Source organism: Curtobacterium sp. AG1037, from assembly GCF_003349855.1.
Taxonomy (GTDB): domain Bacteria; phylum Actinomycetota; class Actinomycetes; order Actinomycetales; family Microbacteriaceae; genus Curtobacterium; species Curtobacterium citreum.
Genome location: NZ_QQAO01000002.1, coordinates 262704 through 284793, shown reverse-complemented (window position 1 = coordinate 284793; position 22090 = coordinate 262704). Strand labels below are relative to the sequence as shown.

The following is a 22090-nucleotide window of genomic DNA, read 5'->3' as shown; positions in this document are numbered from 1 at the left end:
GATCCGTCTGCTGGCTCATGCCATCGCCTCCTCTCGGGCGGGCGCATCGTCCTCGTCGAGCGAGGAGATGACGTAGCGGTAGTGCTCGTTGGTGGCCATCAGCTCCGAGTGGGTGCCGACGGCGGTGATCCGGCCGTTCTCCATGAGGGCCACGCGGTCGGCGAGGGTCACGGTGGACGGGCGGTGGGCGACGATGAGCGACGTGGTGTCCGCGAGGACCCGGCGGAGCCCGGCCTCGACCCGCGCCTCGGTGTCGACGTCGAGCGCCGACAGCGGGTCGTCGAGCACGAGCACCGACGGCCGCGCCGCGATCGCCCGGGCCAGCGCCAGACGCTGCCGCTGGCCGCCGGAGAGCGACAGGCCCTCCTCCCCGACGCGGGTGTCGACGCCCTCCGGGAGCTCGTCGACGAAGGACGCCTGCGCGATCTCGAGGGCCTCACGCATGATCCGCTCCGCCTCGTCGCCGGACAGGTCCGGGCGACCGAGCAGCACGTTGTCACGCACGCTCGTCGAGAAGAGCGTGGCGTCCTCGAACGCGACACCGACGTGCCGACGGAGTTCCTCCCGGGTGAGGTCGCGGATGTCGACGCCGTCGATCGTGATCGAGCCGCCGGTCACGTCGTAGAGCCGCGGCACGAGCGAGAGCAGCGTTGTCTTGCCGCACCCGGTCAGGCCGACGAGCGCCATGGTCTCGCCCGGCTGGAGCTCCAGCTGGACGCCGTTCACCAGGTCCGGGAACTGCGCCGGCGAGTCCTGGTAGCGGAAGTGCACGTCGTTGAACGACAGCGCACCGTGCGGCTCGGCGATCGTCCGCGGGTGTTCCGGGTCCTGGATCGTGTTCTCGGAGTCCATCACCTCGAAGAACCGGTCGACCGCCGTGCGGGTGTCGAACGTCATCGAGAGCAGGAAGCCGATCGACTCGATCGGGAACCGCAGCACGGTCGCGGTCGCGAAGAACGCGAAGAGCTGCCCGACGGTGAGCTCGCCCTGCGACGCCAGCCAGATGCCGGCGAGCAGGCAGAGCGCGAAGGCGACGTCCGGCACGAGGAGCAGCCAGAGCCACAGGCCCGCGATCGCCCGGGACTTCTCGATCTCGGTACCGCGCAGCGCCTCGGCCTGCTCGGTGAACTCGTCGAGCTTCGACCGGCCCCGGCCGAACGCCTTGAGCACGCGGATGCCGTGCACCGACTGCTCGACGCTCGTCGCGAGGTCGCCGACCTGGTCCTGGGAGCGGCGCGTGATGATCGAGTAGCGGCGCTCGAACAGGATCGCGGTGACCCAGATCGGCACGCACGCGACGAGGAAGACCAGGCCGAGCAGCCAGCCGAAGCTGAACAGCACGACGAAGCCGACCACGATCGTGACGGTGTTCACGACGAGCAGCACCACGCCGAACGCCAGCCAGCGTCGGATGAGCGACAGGTCGGACACCGAGCGGGACAGCAGCTGCCCGGACTCCCAGCGGTCGTGGAACGCGACCGGTAGGTCCTGCAACTTGTTGTAGAGCGCGTTGCGCATGCTCGACTCGATCCGCGTCGAGGGGCGCATCACCATCCGCCGACGGGCGGCGATGAAGAACGCCTCGAGCACACCGAGCGCCAGGACGGCGAGCCCGGCGGGCAGGATGAGGTTCCGGTCGCCGCTCGAGAGCGGACCGTCGACGAGCCCCTGCAGGACGTAGGGGATGGCGAGGGCCACGAGCGAGGCGCCCATCGCGACGGCCATGCCGCCGAGCAGGCGACCGCTGTGCGGTCGGACGTAGGGCCAGATGCGCGCGAGCGCGCGCAGCGTGGAGGGACGGTCGGTGGACGGGCGCGCCTGGTCTGGCGTCTTGGACATGGGTTGCGTCCTCGTGCGTCGTGCCGCGTCCGCCCGGTCTGGTCGCCGCTGCCGCCGACGGGTCACGTCGGTGGGTGGCGGTCCGGCCGGGAGGCACGGTGGGCGTTGCGTGGTGGTCGTCGGCCGGGCGCGTGGTCGCGCGCCGTCGCCGTCACGTCGCGTGACGTCGACCGGGCCGGAGGGCACCGGGGGACGCAGTGGTCCCCCGGGTTCTCAGCGGGTGGTCCGTGCTCGCCGACGGCGGTCGTCTGGCACGGGGCCGTGGGAGGGGCCTGGCTAGACGGCGGCCGCGGCCGGGGTCCGTCGCGGCATGCGCGCGCGGTACCGGGGTCGCGGAGCGGGAGTGGTCCCCACGAGGGACACGAGACCCGTCCGGGCAGCCGTCGCCACTGTGCCGGTCGTCGTGTCCATCGTCACTCCAGTCGTCGTCTTCGTCACCGTTGTGTCCGCGCTGCCGCCGATCCGTCGGGGATCGTCAGCACCTGTTGCGGAGCCTTGCAGACTATTCCTGGGCGGACGTGTTGCGCAACGGATCCGAGGAAGATCCCTGTTGTTGGACGCGGTGTCGATTCCGTCCGGTCGCGTCGGTCGGCGATGCTCGGCGTCGGTCCGCGTCGGCGTCGGTCAGTGGAAGAAGTGGCGCTCGCCCGTGAAGTACATGGTCACGCCGGCCGCCTGCGCCGCCGCGATCACCTCGGCGTCGCGGACGCTGCCGCCCGGCTGGGCGACCGCGCGGACCCCGGCGTCGAGCAGCACCTGCAGGCCGTCGGCGAACGGGAAGAAGGCGTCGGAAGCGGCGACGCTCCCCGCGGCCCGCTCGCCCGCACGCGTGACGGCGAGGTGGCAGGAGTCGACCCGGTTGACCTGGCCCATCCCGACGCCGACGCTCGCGCCGCGGTCGGCCAGCAGGATGCCGTTCGACTTCACCGCACGGCTGGCCTTCCACGCGAAGGCCAGGTCGGCGAGGGTCGCGTCGTCCGCCGGCTCCCCCGCGACGAGGTCCCACGTGGACTGGTCGAAGCCGGCGAAGCGGTCGGCGTCCTGCACGAGGAAGCCGCCGGAGATCTGCTTCACCTCGTGCTCGGCGAGCGCGAAGTCCGCCGGCAGCGTGAGCAGGCGGATGTTCTTCTTCTGCGACAGGATCTCGAGGGCCTCGGGGTCGAAGCCGGGGGCCACGACGACCTCGGTGAAGATGTCCTTGACCGTCTCGGCCATCTGCTTCGTCACCGGGCGGTTCGCCGCGATCACACCGCCGAACGCCGACAGCGGGTCGCACGCGTGGGCCGCCGCGTGCGCCGAGGCGATCGGGTCGAGGGCGTCGGCCGGGGCGATCGCGATGCCGCACGGGTTCGCGTGCTTGATGATCGCGACGGCGGGGGTGTCGAAGTCGTACGCGGCCCGGACGGCGGCGTCGGCGTCGACGTAGTTGTTGTACGACATCTCCTTGCCGTGCAGCTGGGTCGCCTGGGCGATGCCCGTGCCGTCGGGGGTCGTGTACAGCGCGGCCGCCTGGTGGGCGTTCTCGCCGTAGCGGAGGGTCGCACGGAGCTCGGCCTGCAGCCGGAGCTCGTCGTCGAACGTGCCGGGGGTCACGACGTCGCCGTCGACCGTCGGTGCCGCGGCCTGCTCGACCACGTCGGTCGCGAAGTACGACGCCACGGCGGTGTCGTAGGCGGCGGTGTGGGCGAAGGCCTGCGCGGCGAGGCGCTTCCGGAGCTCGAGCGTCGTCCCGCCGGCGCGGACGGCCTCGACGACCTCGGCGTACGAGGACGGCGAGACGACGATCGCCACGTTCGGGTGGTTCTTCGCGGACGCCCGGACCATCGCGGGGCCGCCGATGTCGACGTTCTCGACGACCGTGGCCGCGTCGGCGCCGGAGGCCACCGTCTCGACGAAGGGGTACAGGTTCACGACGACGAGCTCGAACGGCGCGATGCCGAGGTCCCCGAGCTGCTGCTCGTGCGACGCGAGGCGCAGGTCGGCGAGGAGTCCCGCGTGCACGGCCGGGTGCAGGGTCTTGACGCGGCCGTCGAGCGACTCCGGGAACCCGGTCACGCTCGACACGTCGGTCACGGCGTACCCGGCGTCGCGGATCGTCTGCGCGGTGCTGCCCGTCGAGACGAGCTCCACACCGGCGTCGGCGAGGGCCTCGGCGAGCTCGAGCAGGCCGCTCTTGTCGCTCACCGAGACGAGCGCGCGCCGCACGGGGACGACGTCGCGGTGGCGGTAGAGGCTGGGGTCGGCGGCGTGCACGCTCATGCGCTCGGGGTGCCCTTCAGGTCGGTGGTGCCGTTGGCGATGTCGAGGATCGTCTGGATGAGGAGTCGGCGTTCGACCGGCTTGATGCGGTCGTGCAGCGTCGACTCGGTGTCGCCCGGCAGCACCGGGATGCGCTCCTGGGCGAGGATCGGCCCGGTGTCGACGCCGTCGTCGACCTGGATCACGCTCGCGCCGGTCTGGTCGACCCCGGCCGCGAGCGCGTCCCGGACGCCGTGCGCCCCGGGGAACTCGGGCAGGTACGCCGGGTGGGTGTTGATGATGGCGGGGGCGAACTCCGACACGACCTGGTGCGGGAGCAGGCGCATGAGGCCGGACAGCACGAGCAGGTCGGGCGACCACGGGCGGATCTGGGCGGCCAGTTCGGCGCCCCAGTCCTGGCGCGTGGCGAAGCGGGAGAACGGGACCGTGAAGGTCGGGATGCCGAACTCCTCGCCGAGCCCCAGGCCCTCGGCGTCGCGGTCGGCCCCGATCGCGACGACGCGTGCGGGGTACTCGGCATCGGTGGTCGCCTGGAGCAGTGCCCGCAGGTTCGACCCGGTACCGGAGATCAGGACGACCAGTTCGAGCACGGGGACCAGCCTAGCGGCGGTGCGCGGCGGACTACGCGTCGTGCTTCGGACGGCGCCACCAGGGCAGCTCGTCCTCGGCGATCTGGTCGGTCGTGTCCCAGCGCGGAGGGCGGGCCGACCGCGCAGGCTCCGCGGTGTCGGCCGATCCCGTGGCGCCCACGTCGGTGCCCGTGACGTCGGTGCCGGTCAGGTCGGTGCCGGTGTCGTCGTGCCGGCTGGCGACGAACTCCTCGGTGCTCCACGGGAACGCGGGCTGCTGCTCGGTGCCCGGCGCGTGCGGGAGCGGTTCGTCCCCGGGGCCCCCGGGGCGGTCGGCGTCCGAACCCGTGACGCGGTCACGCAGGTCCCCGGCACGGCTCCGGACGCCGTCGGCGGCGCCCCGGAGTCGGTCGCGCAGGCTGCTCACACCGCCGCGGGACGGCACGGTCGCCCCCTGCGACGACGGAGCGGGCTCGATGCGCTCCGCCGCGACGGCGTCCGTGCGCGCCCAGGCCGGGAGCGGCACCGCGTCGGACTCCGGCTCGGGCCCCGGCGACGGCTCCCGTGACGGAGACGGAGACGGTGCCGGTGCCGGTGCCGGAGTCGGAGCCGGTACCGGCGTCGGCTCGTCCGCCGGTGCCGGGTCGTCGTGGATCGGCTCGGTCGGGTGGTCGTCCGCCGCGGCACGGGTGGCGGCGTCGTGCGCCTCGTGCACCACGAACCGGTGCGACTGCGTGGACCGTCCGCCGCCGGCGTCGTCGAGGGCCGCGAGGAGCGAGCCGGCACGCGCATCGTCAGCGGCGTCGGCACCGGTCCCGTCGGTCGGGACGTCGTCGTCCGCCTCGTGCCAGCGCTCCCGGCCCCAGCCGCGCTCGGGCAGCCGGACGAGGTCGCTGCCGATCGCGAGCGCGACGACCGCGGGCACGCCGACCTCGAGGGCCGCGAACAGCCCGACGACGAGTCCGTCCGGACCCGCCTGTGCGAGACGACCCGGCCCGAACGACCCGGCGGTCAGCCCGGTGGCCACTCCGGTCAGCAGCCCGGCGACCACGCCGGTCGCCACCCCGGCGAGCGCCCGGTGCAGCGCGGAGTCGTCGGCGCCGAGCGCCCGCACGAGCCGCGGCCGGAGCAGACCGCCGACGACGAACCCGGCCACGACGGGCACGAGCACCCAGAGCAGACCGAAGGTGTGGCCGGCCGCGGGGAGCGCGCCGAACACGGGCAGGCCCGGGATCGGGCCGAGCACGGTGCCGATCGGGGAGACGCTCGAGCCGGTGCCGATCGCGAAGCCGGGTCCGACGAGCCACGCGGTGGCCCAGCCGACCAGGTCGGGCACGAACGCGAGCTGCCCGACGGTGAGCGCGATGCCGCCGACGACCCCCGCGTGCGAGCGCTCGTACAGGGCGATGACGTCGGCGAACGAGGCGAGCAGGACCAGCCCGACCACGAGCGCCGCGACGGCGACGACCACGGCGGTGGCGGCCGTGCCCGCGCGGAGCCCGAACCCGGCGAGCATGCGCCACCGCCCGGGGATGCGGTCGACGAGCGCGAGCACCCGACGGGCCAGGGGGTCCGCCGGCAGCCCGCGGCGCACGCGGCAGACCTCGGACGTCACGAGGGCGGGGACGGCGAACCACAGCGCGGGCAGCACGACGGCCTGCCAGACGGTGGGGTCGGTGGCCGCGGAGCGGGAGGACAGTGCGACAGCGAGCCCGAGGGCCGCGACGACCCCGGTGCCGACGAGCAGGCCCGTCGTCCGGTGCTCGGTCTCGGCGAACCGTCGTCCGGCCCGACCGCCGAGCCAGGCGGTCACGACCGCGAACCCGAGCGCCGCGAGGGTCACGTGGATGGGGGCGGCGGCGCCGTCCACCCCGGACGCGCCGGCCACCGCGGAACCGAGCCGGAAGGTCACGTCGACACCGTGGCCGACGAGCCAGACGCTGCCGGTCGCCTTCCAGAAGACGTCCCAGTCGACCTGCAGGCCGTACTCGAAACCCCAGAGGAGCGTCAGCGGGACGAGCGCGATGCCGATGCCCACGCCGACCGTCACGATCGCCTCGACGGCGGCCAGCAGTGCGGTTCCCAGGCGGTTCATCCGGGCCAGGGTACGTGCCGCCCGGGCCGGCGCGGGCGAGCCGCGCGGTGCCGGTGGACATCCACGCGACCACGGACGGACGGGCGCGCCCCGCTCAGCGGCAACGCGAAGCGTTGCGCGGGGCGCGCCGACCGAGCCTGCGAGGGAGGGGTGCCAGCCCGCACCGTGCCTCCCGTCCGTCCTGGGGTCGGGTGACCGGACCGCCTACGAGGCGGCGACCACCTCGCGCAGCAGCGCGGCCGTCTCGGACGGGGTCTTGCCGACCTTCACGCCCGCGGCCTCGAGGGCCTGCTTCTTCGCCTCGGCCGTGCCCGCGGAACCGGACACGATGGCGCCCGCGTGGCCCATCGTCTTGCCCTCGGGCGCGGTGAAGCCCGCGACGTAGCCGACGACCGGCTTCGTGACGTGCGCCTTGATGTAGTCGGCCGCACGCTCCTCGGCGTCGCCGCCGATCTCGCCGATCATGACGATCGCGGTGGTCTCCGGGTCGGCCTCGAACGCGGCGAGCGCGTCGATGTGCGTCGTCCCGATGACCGGGTCGCCGCCGATGCCGATGGCGGTCGAGAAGCCCAGGTCACGCAGCTCGTACATCATCTGGTAGGTCAGGGTGCCGGACTTCGACACGAGCCCGATCGGACCCTTGCCGGTGATCGTGGCCGGCGTGATGCCGACGAGCGACTCCCCGGGGGTGATGATGCCGGGGCAGTTCGGGCCGATGATGCGGGTCTTGCCGCCGAGGGCCTTGGCGTGCGCCCAGAACGCGGCGGAGTCCTGCACCGGGATGCCCTCGGTGATGACGACGACGAGCGGGATCTCGGCGTCGATGGCCTCCATCACGGCGTCCTTCGCGAACGCCGGCGGGACGAACACGATCGAGACGTCGGCACCGGTGGTGTCGATGGCCTCGCGCACCGAGCCGAACACGGGCAGCTCGACGTCGCCGTGCGTGACGGTCGTGCCGGCCTTGCGGGCGTTCACGCCGCCGACGACGTTCGTGCCGGCCTTGAGCATCAGCGCGGTGTGCTTCGTGCCCTCGCCGCCGGTGATGCCCTGGACGATGACCTTCGAGTCCTTGTTGAGGAAGATCGACATTGCTCTGGTGCTCCTTACGCCGCGGCCGCGGCGAGCTCGGCGGCCTGCTCGGCCGCATCGTCCATGGTCGCGGCGACGGTGACCAGCGGGTGCGCGGCCTCCGCCAGGATCCGACGGCCCTCGTCCACGTTGTTGCCGTCCAGGCGCACGACGAGCGGCTTCGTGGCCGCGTCGCCGAGGATGCCGAGTGCGGCGACGATGCCGTTCGCGACGGCGTCGCAGGCGGTGATGCCGCCGAAGACGTTCACGAACACGCTCTTGACCTGCGGGTCGCCGAGGATGACGTCGAGGCCGTTCGCCATGACCTCGGCCGAAGCGCCGCCGCCGATGTCGAGGAAGTTGGCGGGCTTCACGCCGCCGTGGCGCTCACCGGCGTAGGCGACGACGTCGAGGGTCGACATGACGAGCCCCGCGCCGTTGCCGATCACGCCGACCTGGCCGTCGAGCTTGACGTAGTTCAGGCCGTGGGCCTTCGCCTTGGCCTCGAGCGGGTCCTCGCTCGCGGTGTCCTCGAGCTGCGCGTGCTCCTGGTGCCGGAAGTCGGCGTTCTCGTCGAGCGAGACCTTGCCGTCGAGCGCCAGGATCTGGCCGTCGCCCGTGCGGACGAGGGGGTTGACCTCGACCAGGGTGGCGTCCTCGCCGGCGAAGACGTCGTAGAGCTTCACGAAGACGTCGGCGACCTGGTCCTGCAGCTCCGCCGGGAAGTTCGCCTGACGGGCGATGTCGAGCGCGGCTTCCTTGTTGATCCCGGTCAACGGGTTGACCTCGACCCGGGCGAGCGCCTCGGGCTTCTCGACCGCGAGCTGCTCGATCTCCATGCCGCCCTCGACGCTGACGAGGGACAGGTACGAGCGGTTCGCCCGGTCGAGCAGCACGGAGAAGTAGAACTCCTCGGCGATGTCGGCGCCCTGGGCGACCATCACCCGCTGGACGGTGTGGCCCTTGATGTCGAGGCCGAGGATCGCCTGCGCGTGCTCGTAGGCCTGGTCCGGGGTCTTCGCGACCTTGACGCCGCCGGCCTTGCCGCGGCCGCCGACCTTCACCTGGGCCTTGACGACGACCACGCCGCCGATCTTCTCGGCCGCTGCCTTCGCCTCCTCAGGGGTGTCGGCGATGATGCCCTGCAGCACAGGGACGCCGTAGGACTCGAAGAGGTCCCTGGCCTGGTACTCGAAAAGATCCACGCTGTTCTTCTTCCCGCACGGTTCGTGCGATCGGCATCGGTCATCGGGTCGCGCACTCAACGTCGAGGGTCGCTCGATGTCGAGACAACGGCCGCGACCACCCTACTGCCGCAGCGTGGACACCCGGTGCGCTGATCCGGATGGCCGCGACGCGCCACGCGGGGAGGACCTCCAGCCGCCCCCGGGCACGGTGGCTCCGATGGACACCGCACTCCGTACCCGCGCCGCCGACGTCTTCGGCTGGGACCTCCGTGACGCCCAGGCCACGGTCATCGACGCCGTCCTGGCCGGCCGCGACGCCCTCGCCCTGATGCCGACCGGGTCGGGGAAGTCCGCGATCTACCAGGTCGCCGGGCTCGCACTCGACGGGCTCGTCGTCGTGGTCTCCCCGCTCGTGGCCCTGCAGGAGGACCAGGTCGTCGGACTGCAGCGGCACCCGGACGCCCCGCGTGCCGTGGCCGTGAACGCGACGAAGCGGGCCGCCGAGGTCGAGGACGCGTGGGACGCGATCGCCGCCGGGGACGTCCGCTACGTGTTCCTCGCGCCGGAGCAGCTCGCGAAGGACGACGTGGTCGAGCGACTGGCCGCGGCGGGCGTGTCCCTGCTCGCCGTCGACGAGGCGCACTGCGTGTCCTCGTGGGGGCACGACTTCCGCCCCGCCTACCTGGCCCTCGGCGAGGCTGCGGAGCGCCTCGGCCGTCCGCCGGTCCTCGCCCTCACCGCGACGGGCTCGGCCCCGGTCCGCGAGGACGTCGTCGCGCGCCTCGGCATGCGCGACCCGCTCGTGCTGTCCGCGGGGTTCGACCGCCCGGGCATCCGCATCGAGGTCGAACGCTACGCCGACGCCGACGAGAAGCGCGCGGCCGTGGTCGAGCAGGCCGCAGCCGCGACCGGCACCGGCATCGTCTACGTCGCGACCCGGAAGGAGACCGACGAGTACGCCGACGCCCTCCGCGCCCGCGGCAAGGACGCCCGGCCGTACCACGCGGGCATGCGGGTCCGGGACCGCGACGCTGTCCTGCACGCCTTCCACGACGGCGAGGTGGACGTGGTCGTCGCGACGAGCGCCTTCGGCATGGGCATCGACAAGCCGGACGTCCGCTTCGTGCTGCACGCCGACGTCGCCGAGTCCGTGGACGCGCACTACCAGGAGATCGGCCGTGCGGGACGGGACGGCGCCCCGGCGACCGCGACCCTGCACTACCGCGCCGAGGACCTCGGCCTCCGCCGGTTCTTCGCGACCGGCACCCCGAAGCCCGCGTCGCTCCGCGCCGTGTTCGACGCGGTCCCCGCGGACGGCTCGATCGCCCGGTCGGCCCTCGCCGATGCGTCCGGCCTGTCGACCCGGACCGCGGGCCGTGCGGTGAACACCCTCGTCGAGGCGGGCGTGCTCGACGACGGCGCGGACGGGATCGTCCGCGCTGCCGACGCACCGCACTCGGCCGCCGAGGCCGCGAAGCGCGCGTCCACCCGCGCCGAGGAGCGCGAGCAGGTCGAGCAGTCCCGGATCGCGATGATGCGACGGTTCGCCGAGACCACCGGCTGCCGCCGCCAGTTCCTGCTCGGCTACTTCGGCGGCGAGCTCGCCGAGCCCTGCGGGAACTGCGACACCTGCACGTCGGGCAGCGCCTACGAGCAGGGGGCGCACGGCGCCGACGGTGCGCACGACGACGTCTGGCCGCCGGAGTCGGCGGTCGAGCACGCGCAGTGGGGCCACGGCACCGTCATGAGCACCGAGGACGACCGGGTTACCGTCTTCTTCGAGTCGGCCGGGTACAAGACGCTGGCCCTGGCCGACGTCGAGGAGCGGCACCTGCTCGAGCGGGTCTGAACCCGGGACGCCGAGCACAGGGGGAAGGCGCGGTCGCTCGACCACCCGTCGGCGACCGCGCTCCACTCCCCCGAGCACGGCGAGTGTGCCCCGCGTCCGTGTCCCGGAGGTGTCCGCCGGGTGAACGCGACGCGAAGCCGGGCCCCGAGTGCGCATCCCGGACGCCCCGTCAGGCGTCCGGCGTACACAGGAGGACCACCGAACGCGCCCGATCGGGCGAACGACAAGGAGCCACCATGAGCGACCCCGGCATCAGCCCCGTCGACGACTTCGACGCCCAGGAGCGCCGCGCCGACGACGTGGACCGCGAGCACGTCGGGCCGTACGAGGTCGACGAGTCCGAGGAGTCCCTGGAGACCGTCACGAACGACGCCGTCGCGGGCGAGACCGTCGAGCCGCAGGTCGGCGACGGCTCGGACGACGGCCCCACGGGCGGCGCCCCGCGCGAGGGCTCCCCGGACCTCTGGGAGCACGACGAGGACGAGGACCGTCCTGACCTCGGCGGCGACCTCGGCACGAAGCCGCTCTGACGCAGCACGGCACCGACGGAGCACGGGACGGTAGGTTGCCGCCCGTGCTCCGCCGTGTCCGTGCCGCCGTCCGCCGCGTCCCTGCGGTCGCGAGGCTGCTCACCCTCGCCGCGCTCCTGCTGGTGGCCGCGGGCGCGCACACGCTCGTCCGCGGGGACGGCCCGGCCACGTGGGTACCGCTCACCGTCGCCGGGATTGCGATCGCCCTCCTGACCGGCTGCCCGACCCGCACCTGGCCGCTCCCCGCCATCTGGCTCGTCGCTGCCCTGCTCGCGTCTGCTTCCGCCACCGGCGACGCCGTCGCCGCCCGCGTCGCCGCGGCGGCGGTCGCCGGTGGCGTCGGTCTCGTCGCCGCCGTCCTCCTGGACGTGGTCCCGGTGCTGCGGGCGCGCGGGCGCGGGTCCGCGACGTGACCGGTCGACGGCCTGGAGGCACGGCGCACGGCCGGTGGCGTGCCTCCCGGCCGACAACCGGCCGGGTCGCGGACCGTGCCCTGCGGGACTGGCTGGCCGACAGCACGCCCGTCGCGGCCGGCGGCCGCGCCATCCTGCTGCAGATCGCGGACCCGGTCGTCGCAGCGGGGGTCCGACGGCACTCGGACTTCGCGCGGCGACCGCAGCAGCGGCTCGCCCACACCCTGATGTTCGTCTCCGCCGTCGTGATCGGCACGGACGCCGACGCCGCCGTGGCGACCGCCTTCGTCGAGCACGCGCACCGGCCCGTCGCCGGCGCGGACGACGTCGAGCGCCAGCTGTGGGTCGCGGCGACGCTCTTCGACTCCGCACGTCGCGCCCACGAGCTGTTCGGCGACCCGCCCGGTCCGGACCGGGCCGAGGACGTGCTCGCGGCCTACGCGCCGATCGCGACCGCGTTGCGGGTGCCAGCAACGGATTGGTTCCGCGACGTCGCCGACTTCGACCGGTACTGGGCCGCGACGCTGCCGACGCTCACCGTCACCGACGACGCCAGGGGCATCGTCCGGGACCTCCTCCACCCGCGCTTCGCCCCGGCGTGGGTGCGGGCCGCGATGCCGCTCGTGCGGACCGTCACGGTCGGGATGCTGCCCGATGCTCTCCGCGCCGCGTACGGGTTCCCCTGGGGGCCGCGCGAACAGCGGCGCTTCCGACGGGCCGTCCGGCTCGTCCGGGGTGTGCGCCGCATGGTGCCGGCGGCACTCCTGCGGCTCCCGGGGCCCCTGCTGCTGCGCGCGATGCACCGGACGGCCGCCCGGTACCTCGCGGTACGGCCGGACCAGTTCTTGTCCTAGCGACAATTACCGTGGTACGGTCGGGTCATGGCAGTCGAACTCAGCACCTGGGACGCCCAGGGCACACCGACGACACCGACGTTCTCCACCATGCGGTTCCCCGCCGGTGAAGCCCACGTCAAGATCGTGGACGACGCCGACGCGGGGGCGACCACCGAGATCGCGACCCTGCGCGGCACCAACGGGGACGACCTCGTCATGCTCGGCATGTGGGCTGACGCGGTCCGGCAGCGCGGCAGCAGGTCCGTCGCCCTCGTCCCGTACCTGCCCGGAGCCCGCCAGGACCGCGGGCTCCCCTTCGGCGCGAAGGTCTACGCGGACGTCCTCAACGGCTTCCACATCGACCAGGTGATCGCCTTCGACCCGCACTCCCCCGTGATCGTCGACCTCGTCGACAACCTCACGGTGGTCACGAGCGAGCAGGTCGTCCGCGATGCCGTGCTCGACGTCGAAGGGGACGCGTACACGGGGATCATCGCGCCGGACAAGGGTGCGGTCGCCCGTGCCACCGCGGTCGCCGAGTCCTGCGGGCTGCCGCTGTACCGCGCCGAGAAGCACCGCAACCCGGACACCGGCAAGCTCGACGGCTTCACGTGCGAGCCACTCCCGGCGGACGGCCGGTTCCTGGTCGTCGACGACATCTGCGACGGCGGCGGCACGTTCACGGGCCTCGCCGGCTCGACCGGCCTGCCGAAGGAGCGCCTGGGCCTCTGGGTCTCACACGGGGTGTTCTCCGGCCGGGCTCCGCAGCTCGCCGAGCACTTCGGCGAGATCGTCACGACCGACAGCTACCCGGCCCAGAACGCCGTCCCCGGTCTCCGGACCGTCCCGCTCAGCCCCTACCTCACGAAGGAGATCCGATGACCACCACGACGACGGGCCTCGAGCCCCGCACCACCACCGCGAGCCCGATCGCCCCGCTGCTCGCCGTCGACGGCTACAAGCACTCGCACCGGCAGGTCTACCCGCAGGGCACGACCCGGATCCTGATCAACTGGACGAACCGCTCGAACGCGCACATGCCCGAGTCGACGCACGCCGTGGTCTTCGGGCTGCAGGCCTTCGTGCAGCGGCACCTCGTCGAGGCGTGGGAGCCGTTCTTCGCCGCCGACGAGGACACCGTCGCCGACCTGTTCGAGCAGGCGCTGCAGGGCTACTTCGGCCCGAACCACATCGGGGTCGACCACGTCCGCGCCCTGCACCGCCTCGGGTACCTGCCGCTCGAGATCCGCGCACTCCCGGAGGGCACCCTCGCCCCGATCGGCGTCGCCACCCTGACGGTCGAGAACACCGTCGACGAGTTCTTCTGGCTCCCGAACTACATCGAGACCGCCCTGTCCGCCTCGATCTGGCACCCGTCCACCGTCGCGACGAAGGCCCTGGCCTACCGCGACCTCATGGAGGAGTGGGCCGAGCGCACCGGCGCCGACCCGGCGAGCATCGACTTCGCCGCGCACGACTTCTCGTTCCGCGGGCAGTCGAGCATCGAGTCCGCAGCCGCTGGCGGTGCCGGGCACCTGCTCTCGTTCCTCGGCACCGACTCGATGCCCTCGCTCGACTTCATCGACCGCTACTACCCCGGCGACAACGGCTGGGTCGCGGCGAGCGTGCCCGCCACCGAGCACAGCGTGATGTGCGTCCGGGGCGCCGACGGCGAGCTCGAGACCTTCGAGCAGATCCTCGACGTCTACCCGACGGGCATCGTCTCGGCGGTGAGCGACGGCTTCGACCTGTTCAAAGTCATCACCGAGACGCTCCCGCAGCTCAAGGACCGCATCACGGCCCGCGACGGCAAGCTCGTCATCCGCCCGGACTCGGGCGACCCGGTCGACATCGTCACCGGCACGGTGCACGGCGTCCCGCGGGACGAACTCCTCCGCGACGGCCGCACCCACGAGGAGAAGGGCGTCGTCGAGCTCCTCGACGAGCTGTTCGGTCACACCGTCAACGCGGAGGGCTACAAGGTCCTCGACCAGCACATCGGCGTGATCTACGGCGACAGCATCACGCTCGACCGTGCGCGCCGCATCTACGAGCGCCTGGCCGCCAAGGGCTACGCGAGCGACAACATCGTGCTCGGCATCGGCTCGTACACGTACCAGTACATGACCCGCGACAACCTCGGCAGCGCGGTGAAGGCGACGTGGGCGCTCGTCGACGGCCAGCCGGTCGACATCCAGAAGGACCCGAAGACCGGCAGCGGCAAGAAGAGCGCGAAGGGCCGCATCGCGCTGCACCGCGACGCGGACGGCGAGATCCGCCAGACCGACCAGGCCACGCCCGAGGACGAGGCCACGAGCCTCCTCCAGCCGGTCTGGATCGACGGCCGCTTCCAGGTCCACCAGTCCTTCGCGGACGTCCGACAGGTGCTCCGCACCGAGCGGGCGGCCCGGGCCGCCCGCCGGGCGACGGTGTGACCGACGCCGCCACGGTGGCCCGCGACCAACCGCTCATCGCGATCGACGTCGTCCCGGTGTCGTTCACGACGGCGGACGGTCTGCGGGTCGCCACCGCGCGGCGGGCGTACGACCCGTTCGCCGGCCTGGAGGCACTCCCCGGCGTGCTCCTGGACGCTGCGGAACGCCTCGTGGACGGCGCGCAACGCGCACTGCGGACCAAGACCGGGATCGACGCGGCTGCGGTCCGGCACCTCGCGCAGGTCGGTGCGTTCGACGGACCGTCCCGCGACCCGCGGGACACCGCCATCAGCATCGCGTTCCTGGCGGTCGTCGACCCGGTGGTGGACGCACCGCCCGCGGTCTGGCGGCGACCCGACCAGGGTGACCCGCGCCTCCCGTTCGACCACGACGCGATCGTCCGGACGGCCGTCGACCAGGTGCGGACCCGGCTGTGGCGCGACGTCCCGCTGACGCGCGCCCTGCTCGGCGAGGTGTTCCCGACGTCCGCGGCGGCGCAGCTGCACGCGGCGCTGCACGGCAGCGCACCAGACGCCGGCAACCTCAACCGCTCCCTGCGGACGAACCCGGCGCTCGTGCGGGCCACCGCACCCGCGACGACGGGCACGCGGGGCGGACGTCCCCCGGCGACCTGGACGTGGACGGACTGAGCGCGGTTGGCTGGTGCCATGTCCGCTTCGCTGTCCGGTGACGACTCCCTGCACCTGCCCGAGTTCGACGCGCCGCCGTCGTCCCCGATCGACCTGGCCCGGCAGTGGCTGGACGACGCCGCCTCGCGCGACGTGTCCGAGCCGATGTCGATGACCCTCGCGACGGCGGGGGCGGACGGCCGGGTGAGCGCCCGCACGGTCGACGTGAAACGGCTCGAGGACCGCGGGCTCGTGTTTGGCACCTCGACGCTCAGTCCCAAGGGGCGGCAGCTCGACGAGAACCCGCACGCCGCGCTCCAGGTGTACTGGCGCGAGACGATGCAGCAGCTCCGGTTCGAGGGCCGGGCGGTGCAGCTCTCCGACGACGAGTCCGACGCGCTGTTCGCCGACCGCTCGCCGAAGTCCCGCGCCGCGACCGCGATCGCCGACCAGTCCGCCGTGCTCGAGCCCCGGACCCTGCAGGACCTGATCGACGACGCGAACGTGCTCCTGTCCGAGACCGACGACGCCGTCCCGCGCCCGGAGGGGTGGGTTGCGTGGCGGCTCGAGCCCGAGGTCGTGGAGTTCTGGCACGGCAGCCGCGACCGGATGCACCGGCGGCTGCAGTACGTCCGCGCGGGCGAGGGCTGGGACGCGGCGCGGCTGCAGCCGTAGCGGGGGCACTCACGCTCTGCTCGCTACCGTCCGCAGAGCGCGGTAGCGTCGGTGGATGGGGAACGCAGGCGCAGTGACCGTCCGACCGGCCGGGGCAGGGGACGCCCGGGCGATCGCCGAGGTGCACGTGCGGGCCTGGCAGGAGGCGTACGCGCACCTGCTGCCCGCGGCGTACCTCGCCGCGCTCGACGTCGACGCCCGGGCGGCCCGCTGGGAGGGACTGGTGGTCGAGCCGGACCTGACCGTCGTGGTCGCCGAGTGCGACGGCGCCGTCGTCGGATGGGCGTCCGCCGGCCCCGGGCGCGAGGAGCCCGCGGTGCGGGACCGAGAGCTCGAGGGCATCTACGTCCTCGCCGCCCACCACGCGACCGGCGCCGGGCAGGCGTTGCTCGACGCCGCGATCGGTGCCGAGCCGGCGTTCCTCTGGGTCGCGGAGGGCAACCCGCGCGCCGAGGCCTTCTCCGGCCGGAACGGCTTCGAGCGGGACGGTGCCGCGAAGCACGTGCCGATCGGACCGAGCGGCATGGACGCGGTCCGGATGGTGCGCTGACGCGCGGTCCGTGCGGTCCGCGCGGTCAGCGCTGGCTTCGTCCGGGCCGAGCGCCTCGGGTCGAGCTCCCCGGGGCGGTGCGCCTCGGCGTCAGAGCTTCTCGATGGGCGCGATCTTGATGAGGAGCTTCTTGCGCCCCGCGGAGTCGAACGCGATCTCCGCGATGCGCTTCGCGCCCTGGCCCGTGACCGCGGACACCGTGCCCTGACCGAAGTCGACGTGCGAGATCCGGTCGCCAGGGGCGAGCTCCATGTCACCGTTGTCCCGGACCTGCCCGGACACCCGGTTCGCCCACTCCGTCTTGGGACGGGTCTTCGCCGCAGCCGCCGCACGGTCGTACGACCCGCCGCCGAAGCCGCCACCACCGCGGTAGCCACCCCCGCCGGACGGACCGCCGCCGAGCCCACCGCCGCGCCGGGCGTTGAGGGCCCGGGGCTCGGTGCCACCGCGGCTGTTCGCCATGCCGGGCGACTGCTTCCACTCGATGAGCCCCTCGGGGATCTCCTGCAGGAAGCGAGACGGCATCGCCACGTTGACGTCGCCGAACTGCGCGCGGGTCATCGCCAGGGACAGGAAGAGGGACTTCTTGGCCCGGGTGATCCCGACGTAGAACAGTCGGCGTTCCTCGCTCGGACCACCCGGTTCGTTCGCCGACATCCGGTGCGGGAGCAGGTCTTCCTCGACGCCGGTGAGGAACACCGCGTCGTACTCCAAGCCCTTCGCCGTGTGCAGCGTCATGAGCGACACGGTGCCCGACGAGTCGTCGAGCTCGTCCGCCGCCGCGACGAGGGACACCTCGGTCAGGAAGTCGGACAGCGTGCCCTCGGGGTTGTTCTTCTGGAACTCCCGCGTCACGGCCACGAGCTCGTCGATGTTGTCGGCGCGCGCGGCGTCCTGGGCGTCGGGCGACTTCCGCAGGTTCTCGAGCAGCCCGGAGCCGTCGAGCAGCTGCGTCAGGGTGTCCACGACCGGCTGCGTCGCCGCGCGCGAGGCCACGTCGTCCAGCAGCGCCGCGAAGGACGTGATCGCGGTCCGCACCTTCGGGCCGAACCCGAGCTCGTCCGCGTGCCGCAGGGCGTCGCGCATCGAGGTCTCGTGCTCGTCGGCGTACCGCTGCAGCGCCGTCTCGGTCACCGCGCCGATGCCACGCTTCGGCACGTTGAGGATGCGGCGGAGCGACAGCGGGTCGGCCGGGTTGGCGACGGTGATCAGGTACGCCATCGCGTCCTTGATCTCGGCGCGCTCGTAGAACTTGGTGCCGCCGAGCACCCGGTACGGGATCGCCGCGCGGATGAAGATCTCCTCGAGCGCACGGGTCTGCGAGTTCGTGCGGTAGAACACGGCCATGTCGCGGTAGGACGTGCCGTCGTCGTGCAGCCGCTGGATCTCGTCCGCGACGAACTGGGCCTCGTCGTGACCGGTGTAGCCCGTGAACCCGATGATCTTGTCGCCGGCGCCGACGTCGGTGAACAGGTTCTTGGCCTGCCGGTCGAAGTTGTTCGCGATGACGGCGTTCGCGGCGTCGAGGATGGTCTGTGTCGACCGGTAGTTCTGCTCGAGCAGGATGACCTTCGAGTTCGGGAAGTCCCGCTCGAACTCGACGATGTTGCGGATGTCGGCCCCGCGGAACGCGTAGATCGACTGGTCCGAGTCACCGACGACCGTCAGGGACGCCGGGGCGATCGACCCGTCGGCCTCGCGCATGCGCTCGACGTGCTGGCCGGCGTCCTCGAGCTTGTCCACCTGCTCGACGGGCACCGGTCGCGTGAGCTCGCGGATGAGGGCGTACTGCGCGTGGTTCGTGTCCTGGTACTCGTCGACCAGTACGAACCGGAAGCGTCGCTGGTACAGCGCGGCGACCTCGGGGAACGCCCGGAACAGGAACACCGTCTGCCCGATGAGGTCGTCGAAGTCGAACGCGTTCGCCCGACGCAGCTCGTTCGTGTACCGGCGGAACACCTCGGTGAACATGACCTCTTGCGGGTCGTTCGCGTTGATGTTGCGCGCGTACGTGTCGATGTCCTGCAGCTCGTTCTTGAGCTTCGAGATCTTCGACGCCGCAGCCCCGACGGTCAGCCCGAGCGAGTCCGCCTCGAGCTCCTTGATGATCCGCTTGAGGAGCGCGCGGGAGTCAGCGGAGTCGTAGATGGTGAACGACTGCGGGAACCCGAACCGCTCCGCTTCGCGACGGAGGATCCGCACGCACGCCGAGTGGAACGTCGAGATCCACATGCCCTCGGCAGCCTGCCCGACGAGGGCCTGCACGCGCTCGCGCATCTCGGCCGCGGCCTTGTTCGTGAACGTGATCGCGAGGATCTGCGACGGCCACGCCTCGCGGTTGGCGAGCAGCAGGGCGATCCGGCGGGTGAGCACGCTCGTCTTGCCGGAGCCAGCGCCCGCCACGATGAGCAGGGACTCGCCGCGGTACTCGACGGCTTCCTTCTGCTGGGGGTTGAGACCCGCGGTGAAGGGGTCGTCGTACCCGCCGGCGCGGTTGCCCGCGCCCGGCTCGGGGGACTGGTCGAAGGGCTCGAGCACGATCGTCATGACCGGGTCAGTCTAGGCGCGCCCTCCGACAGCCGCAGCGGTCGATGGACAGCGGGACACAGCGCGGTCCTCGGGGACCCGGGTGCGTCCCTCGAGCGTCCAGGCTGTGGGGCATGAGGACGTGGACCGCCCGGGACGCCGTGGCGCTCGTCGAGCGGAGCTGGTGCTGGATGGTCTGTGCACGTGGCTGCTCGGCTGGGCGCTCGCGCGGCACGCGCTCCCTCGTGGCGTGCACGTCGTCGCGCACGCGGTGCTCGCCGGTGCCCTCGCGGCGCTCTGCATCATCGTGCCGCCCGCGTCCTGGGGCCCGCTGTGGGGACCGATACCCGGCTTCCCCGCGGTCGTCGGGGTCGCGGCGAGCACTGCAGCCGCGGTCGCCGCGCGTCGTACCGGGCACCCGGTCGACCTCGAGCCCGCGGGACACCCCGACGTCTCAGTCCGCGCTGCCGCCGACCAGTGACCGGGCCCGCGCCGCGAGGTCAGGGTGGTCCGCGAACACACCGTCGACGCCGGTCCGCAGCACCGAGGTGAACCAGCGCTCCCAGTCCCCGTGTGCGGCGACGTCCCCGCCCCGGCGGAGCGGCGCCGGCAGGAACCGGTTCTCCGGCCGCAGGGTCCAGGTGTAGACCGCGAGCCCCGCCACGTGCGCCCGGTCGACGATCGCGCTCCGCACCGGTCGGGGGTCGTCCACGGCCGCGGTGTCGGTCCCCGCCATCAGGGTCTTCAGGTCGACGCTGATCCCGTGGAACTCCGCGGCGAAGCCGGCCAGGGCCTCGTCGGTCCGCTCGGACGCCCACGACGGAGCCGCCGACCCGTGGGCGGCGACCTCGTCCGCGGCGCTGCCACGAGCCTCCTGGAGGTACACGAGCCGGCCACCCGTCCCCCGCGCGCCGAGCTGCCGGAGCACCGTCTTCTCGAACGACTCGACCGTCAGGCGGTCGTCGCCGCGCCAGCCGGCGGCCCCGAGTGCGTCGTCGAGCAGCTGCGCCATCGGGAAGCCGGCCTGCTCGAAGAAGGTGGCGTGCTTCACCTCGGCGACGAGCCCGACCGGCCGCGGTGCCGCCTCGAGGATGCCGAGCAGGTCCTCGAGCCGGAGCACGCCCTCCTGCCCGTCGTACGCCGCGGACGCGGGCCGCAGGGCCGGGAGGCGCTCGCGGACCCGCAGCGTGCGGAGCTCGTCCCACGTGAAGTCCTCGGTGAACCACCCGGTGACGACCTGGCCGTCGACGGTCTTCGTCGTCCGCAGGTGCGCGAACTCGGGACGGTCCGCGACGTCGGTCGTGCCGGACACCTCGTTCTCGTGGCGCAGCACGAGCACGCCGTCCCGCGTCGGCACGAGGTCCGGCTCGATGGCGTCGGCACCGAGCTCGACGGCGAGCTCGTAGGCGCTCCGGGAGTGCTCGGGCCGGTGGCCGGAGGCGCCGCGGTGGGCGATCACACGGGTCATGCGCCGAACCGTACCGCCCCGCCTTGACCGGGCGGTGTCGCGCGACGGGGCACTGCTGCGAGCCGTCGCAGGTGATCGGCGATCGTTCGGCCGGCTCGGGGTGCGCTCGCAGACCACCCCCATAGTCTTCGGGTGTCGGGCCCGTCAGGACCCGCTTCCGCTCGCCGCGAATCCTCAGCCTTCCGCGGCGCAGCGCCTCTAGGCTGAGAGGACTCGAATCTCCAAGGAAGAGGACACCATGGCCTTCAAGCCCGGTTTCGACCAGTCCCCCGCCTTCAACGACCAGGGGCGTGGCGCCTGGGGCGTCAGCGGCGCTGGTCAGCAGCAGGCGGGCTGGGGACAGACCCCGAAGCAGGGGCAGTACCCGCAGCAGGGCGGCATGACGCCCGAGCAGCTGCAGTACCTGTACGACCGCCCGTCGGCGAACACCGTCGACACGGACCGGATGTCGTACGAGGACACCATCGTCAAGACGCTCCTGGCCTTCGGCGTGCTCCTCGTCGGCGCGGTCGCCGGGTGGAACCTGCCCCCGATCGTCTGGATCGTCGGCGCGGTCGTGGGCTTCGTGCTCGCGCTCGTGAACACCTTCAAGAAGAAGCCGTCGCCGGCCCTCGTGCTGCTGTACGCCTTCTTCGAGGGGCTGTTCGTCGGTGGTATCTCCGGCTACTACAACTCGGCGTTCGACGGCATCGTGACGCAGGCGGTCTTCGGCACCCTCGGTGTCTTCGCCGTCACGCTGCTGCTGTTCACGTCCGGCAAGGTCCGTGCGACGCCCAAGGCCACGCGCTTCTTCCTCGTCGCGATCGTCGGCTACATGGCGTTCTCGCTCGTGAACCTCGTCCTGATGTGGACCGGTGTGACGAACACCGCGTTCGGACTCCTCGGTGTGAAGATCTTCGGCATTCCGCTCGGCGTCCTGATCGGCGTGTTCGTGGTGCTCATGGCGGCGTACTCGCTGATCCTCGACTTCGACCAGATCAAGACCGGTGTCCAGCGCGGCGCCCCGAAGATCTACGCGTGGACGGCGGCGTTCGGGCTCATCGTCACCCTGGTGTGGCTGTACCTCGAGATCCTGCGCATCCTCGCCATCATCGCGAGCAGCCAGCGCAACTAGCGCTCCGCTCGACCACGACCGAAGGGCCCCGGCACCGCCGGGGCC

General features: G+C 72.6%; 19 protein-coding genes. 11 read left to right on the top strand and 8 right to left on the bottom strand.

The features are described from left to right. Positions 1–15 precede the first annotated feature (15 nt). From DEU32_RS03820 to sucC, 6 genes are all read right to left on the bottom strand, one after another. A complete protein-coding gene (locus DEU32_RS03820) occupies positions 16–1839 on the bottom strand; it encodes an ABC transporter ATP-binding protein (protein ID WP_114849398.1) in 1824 nt (607 codons plus the stop codon). Between the two features lie 624 nt (positions 1840–2463). Next, positions 2464–4098, bottom strand: coding sequence for a bifunctional phosphoribosylaminoimidazolecarboxamide formyltransferase/IMP cyclohydrolase (gene purH, locus DEU32_RS03815; protein ID WP_114849397.1), 1635 nt, complete (start codon positions 4096–4098; stop codon positions 2464–2466). Further along, on the bottom strand, positions 4095–4688 hold the full coding sequence (gene purN / locus DEU32_RS03810; RefSeq protein ID WP_114849396.1) for a phosphoribosylglycinamide formyltransferase: 594 nt from the start codon (positions 4686–4688) through the stop codon (positions 4095–4097). The genes purH and purN overlap by 4 nt, the downstream gene beginning before the upstream one ends. Positions 4689–4719: 31 nt before the next feature. Next, positions 4720–6762 carry a DUF6350 family protein gene (locus DEU32_RS03805; RefSeq protein WP_114849395.1) on the bottom strand — a complete coding sequence of 681 codons (2043 nt, stop codon included), beginning with the start codon at positions 6760–6762 and terminating at the stop codon, positions 4720–4722. Between the two features lie 204 nt (positions 6763–6966). After that, positions 6967–7854, bottom strand: coding sequence for a succinate--CoA ligase subunit alpha (gene sucD / locus DEU32_RS03800; RefSeq protein WP_058741263.1), 888 nt, complete (start codon positions 7852–7854; stop codon positions 6967–6969). Positions 7855–7868: 14 nt separating this feature from the next. After that, positions 7869–9038, bottom strand: coding sequence for an ADP-forming succinate--CoA ligase subunit beta (sucC, locus tag DEU32_RS03795; RefSeq protein ID WP_114849394.1), 1170 nt, complete (start codon positions 9036–9038; stop codon positions 7869–7871). Between the two features lie 199 nt (positions 9039–9237). Here sucC and DEU32_RS03790 point away from each other — a divergent pair, with 199 nt between their 5' ends. The 9 genes from DEU32_RS03790 (at position 9238) to DEU32_RS03755 (ending at position 16937) form a co-directional block, all read left to right on the top strand. Beyond that, complete coding sequence (locus tag DEU32_RS03790) at positions 9238–10869, top strand: RecQ family ATP-dependent DNA helicase (protein ID WP_114849393.1); 1632 nt, start codon at positions 9238–9240, stop codon at positions 10867–10869. A 236-nt stretch (positions 10870–11105) separates the two neighbouring features. After that, complete coding sequence (locus DEU32_RS17060) at positions 11106–11399, top strand: hypothetical protein (RefSeq protein WP_058741266.1); 294 nt, start codon at positions 11106–11108, stop codon at positions 11397–11399. Between the two features lie 44 nt (positions 11400–11443). Then, entirely contained in the window at positions 11444–11812 is a 369-nt protein-coding gene (locus tag DEU32_RS17055; RefSeq protein ID WP_181819186.1) for a hypothetical protein, read from the top strand. After that, positions 11809–12666, top strand: a complete 858-nt coding sequence (locus tag DEU32_RS03780) for an oxygenase MpaB family protein (RefSeq protein ID WP_181819185.1) — start codon at positions 11809–11811, stop codon at positions 12664–12666. The genes DEU32_RS17055 and DEU32_RS03780 overlap by 4 nt, the downstream gene beginning before the upstream one ends. A gap of 27 nt (positions 12667–12693) precedes the next feature. After that, complete coding sequence (locus DEU32_RS03775; protein ID WP_114849391.1) at positions 12694–13530, top strand: phosphoribosyltransferase family protein; 837 nt, start codon at positions 12694–12696, stop codon at positions 13528–13530. Then, on the top strand, positions 13527–15083 hold the full coding sequence (locus tag DEU32_RS03770; RefSeq protein WP_114849390.1) for a nicotinate phosphoribosyltransferase: 1557 nt from the start codon (positions 13527–13529) through the stop codon (positions 15081–15083). The genes DEU32_RS03775 and DEU32_RS03770 overlap by 4 nt, the downstream gene beginning before the upstream one ends. Next, a complete protein-coding gene (locus DEU32_RS03765; protein ID WP_114849389.1) occupies positions 15080–15733 on the top strand; it encodes an NUDIX domain-containing protein in 654 nt (217 codons plus the stop codon). The genes DEU32_RS03770 and DEU32_RS03765 overlap by 4 nt, the downstream gene beginning before the upstream one ends. Positions 15734–15751: 18 nt before the next feature. Further along, on the top strand, positions 15752–16387 hold the full coding sequence (locus DEU32_RS03760) for a pyridoxal 5'-phosphate synthase (RefSeq protein WP_114849388.1): 636 nt from the start codon (positions 15752–15754) through the stop codon (positions 16385–16387). Positions 16388–16442: 55 nt separating this feature from the next. Beyond that, on the top strand, positions 16443–16937 hold the full coding sequence (locus DEU32_RS03755; protein ID WP_114849387.1) for a GNAT family N-acetyltransferase: 495 nt from the start codon (positions 16443–16445) through the stop codon (positions 16935–16937). A 90-nt stretch (positions 16938–17027) separates the two neighbouring features. On the opposite strand, the gene DEU32_RS03750 is transcribed toward DEU32_RS03755, so the two are convergent. After that, positions 17028–19484 (bottom strand): ATP-dependent helicase, encoded by a 2457-nt coding sequence (locus DEU32_RS03750; RefSeq protein ID WP_114849386.1) that lies wholly within the window; start codon positions 19482–19484, stop codon positions 17028–17030. 163 nt (positions 19485–19647) lie between these two features. Here DEU32_RS03750 and DEU32_RS03745 point away from each other — a divergent pair, with 163 nt between their 5' ends. Then, positions 19648–19944, top strand: a complete 297-nt coding sequence (locus tag DEU32_RS03745; protein ID WP_114849385.1) for a hypothetical protein — start codon at positions 19648–19650, stop codon at positions 19942–19944. Here DEU32_RS03745 and DEU32_RS03740 read toward each other — a convergent pair. Beyond that, a complete protein-coding gene (locus DEU32_RS03740) occupies positions 19918–20931 on the bottom strand; it encodes a glycerophosphodiester phosphodiesterase family protein (RefSeq protein ID WP_114849384.1) in 1014 nt (337 codons plus the stop codon). The genes DEU32_RS03745 and DEU32_RS03740 overlap by 27 nt on opposite strands. Positions 20932–21169: 238 nt before the next feature. Here DEU32_RS03740 and DEU32_RS03735 point away from each other — a divergent pair, with 238 nt between their 5' ends. After that, entirely contained in the window at positions 21170–22045 is an 876-nt protein-coding gene (locus tag DEU32_RS03735) for a Bax inhibitor-1/YccA family protein (protein WP_114849383.1), read from the top strand. The last annotated feature ends 45 nt before the right edge of the window (positions 22046–22090 follow it).

Bases quoted from the DNA above. Each gene is read 5' to 3' on its own strand.
- DEU32_RS03820 (WP_114849398.1), bottom strand. From the start codon at position 1,839: ATGTCCAAGACGCCAGACCAGGCGCGCCCGTCCACCGACCGTCCCTCC.
- purH (WP_114849397.1), bottom strand. From the start codon at position 4,098: ATGAGCGTGCACGCCGCCGACCCCAGCCTCTACCGCCACCGCGACGTC.
- DEU32_RS03805 (WP_114849395.1), bottom strand. From the start codon at position 6,762: ATGAACCGCCTGGGAACCGCACTGCTGGCCGCCGTCGAGGCGATCGTG.
- sucD (WP_058741263.1), bottom strand. From the start codon at position 7,854: ATGTCGATCTTCCTCAACAAGGACTCGAAGGTCATCGTCCAGGGCATC.
- DEU32_RS03790 (WP_114849393.1), top strand. From the start codon at position 9,238: ATGGACACCGCACTCCGTACCCGCGCCGCCGACGTCTTCGGCTGGGAC.
- DEU32_RS17060 (WP_058741266.1), top strand. From the start codon at position 11,106: ATGAGCGACCCCGGCATCAGCCCCGTCGACGACTTCGACGCCCAGGAG.
- DEU32_RS03775 (WP_114849391.1), top strand. From the start codon at position 12,694: ATGGCAGTCGAACTCAGCACCTGGGACGCCCAGGGCACACCGACGACA.
- DEU32_RS03770 (WP_114849390.1), top strand. From the start codon at position 13,527: ATGACCACCACGACGACGGGCCTCGAGCCCCGCACCACCACCGCGAGC.
- DEU32_RS03760 (WP_114849388.1), top strand. From the start codon at position 15,752: ATGTCCGCTTCGCTGTCCGGTGACGACTCCCTGCACCTGCCCGAGTTC.
- DEU32_RS03755 (WP_114849387.1), top strand. From the start codon at position 16,443: ATGGGGAACGCAGGCGCAGTGACCGTCCGACCGGCCGGGGCAGGGGAC.
- DEU32_RS03750 (WP_114849386.1), bottom strand. From the start codon at position 19,484: ATGACGATCGTGCTCGAGCCCTTCGACCAGTCCCCCGAGCCGGGCGCG.
- DEU32_RS03740 (WP_114849384.1), bottom strand. From the start codon at position 20,931: ATGACCCGTGTGATCGCCCACCGCGGCGCCTCCGGCCACCGGCCCGAG.
- DEU32_RS03735 (WP_114849383.1), top strand. From the start codon at position 21,170: ATGGCCTTCAAGCCCGGTTTCGACCAGTCCCCCGCCTTCAACGACCAG.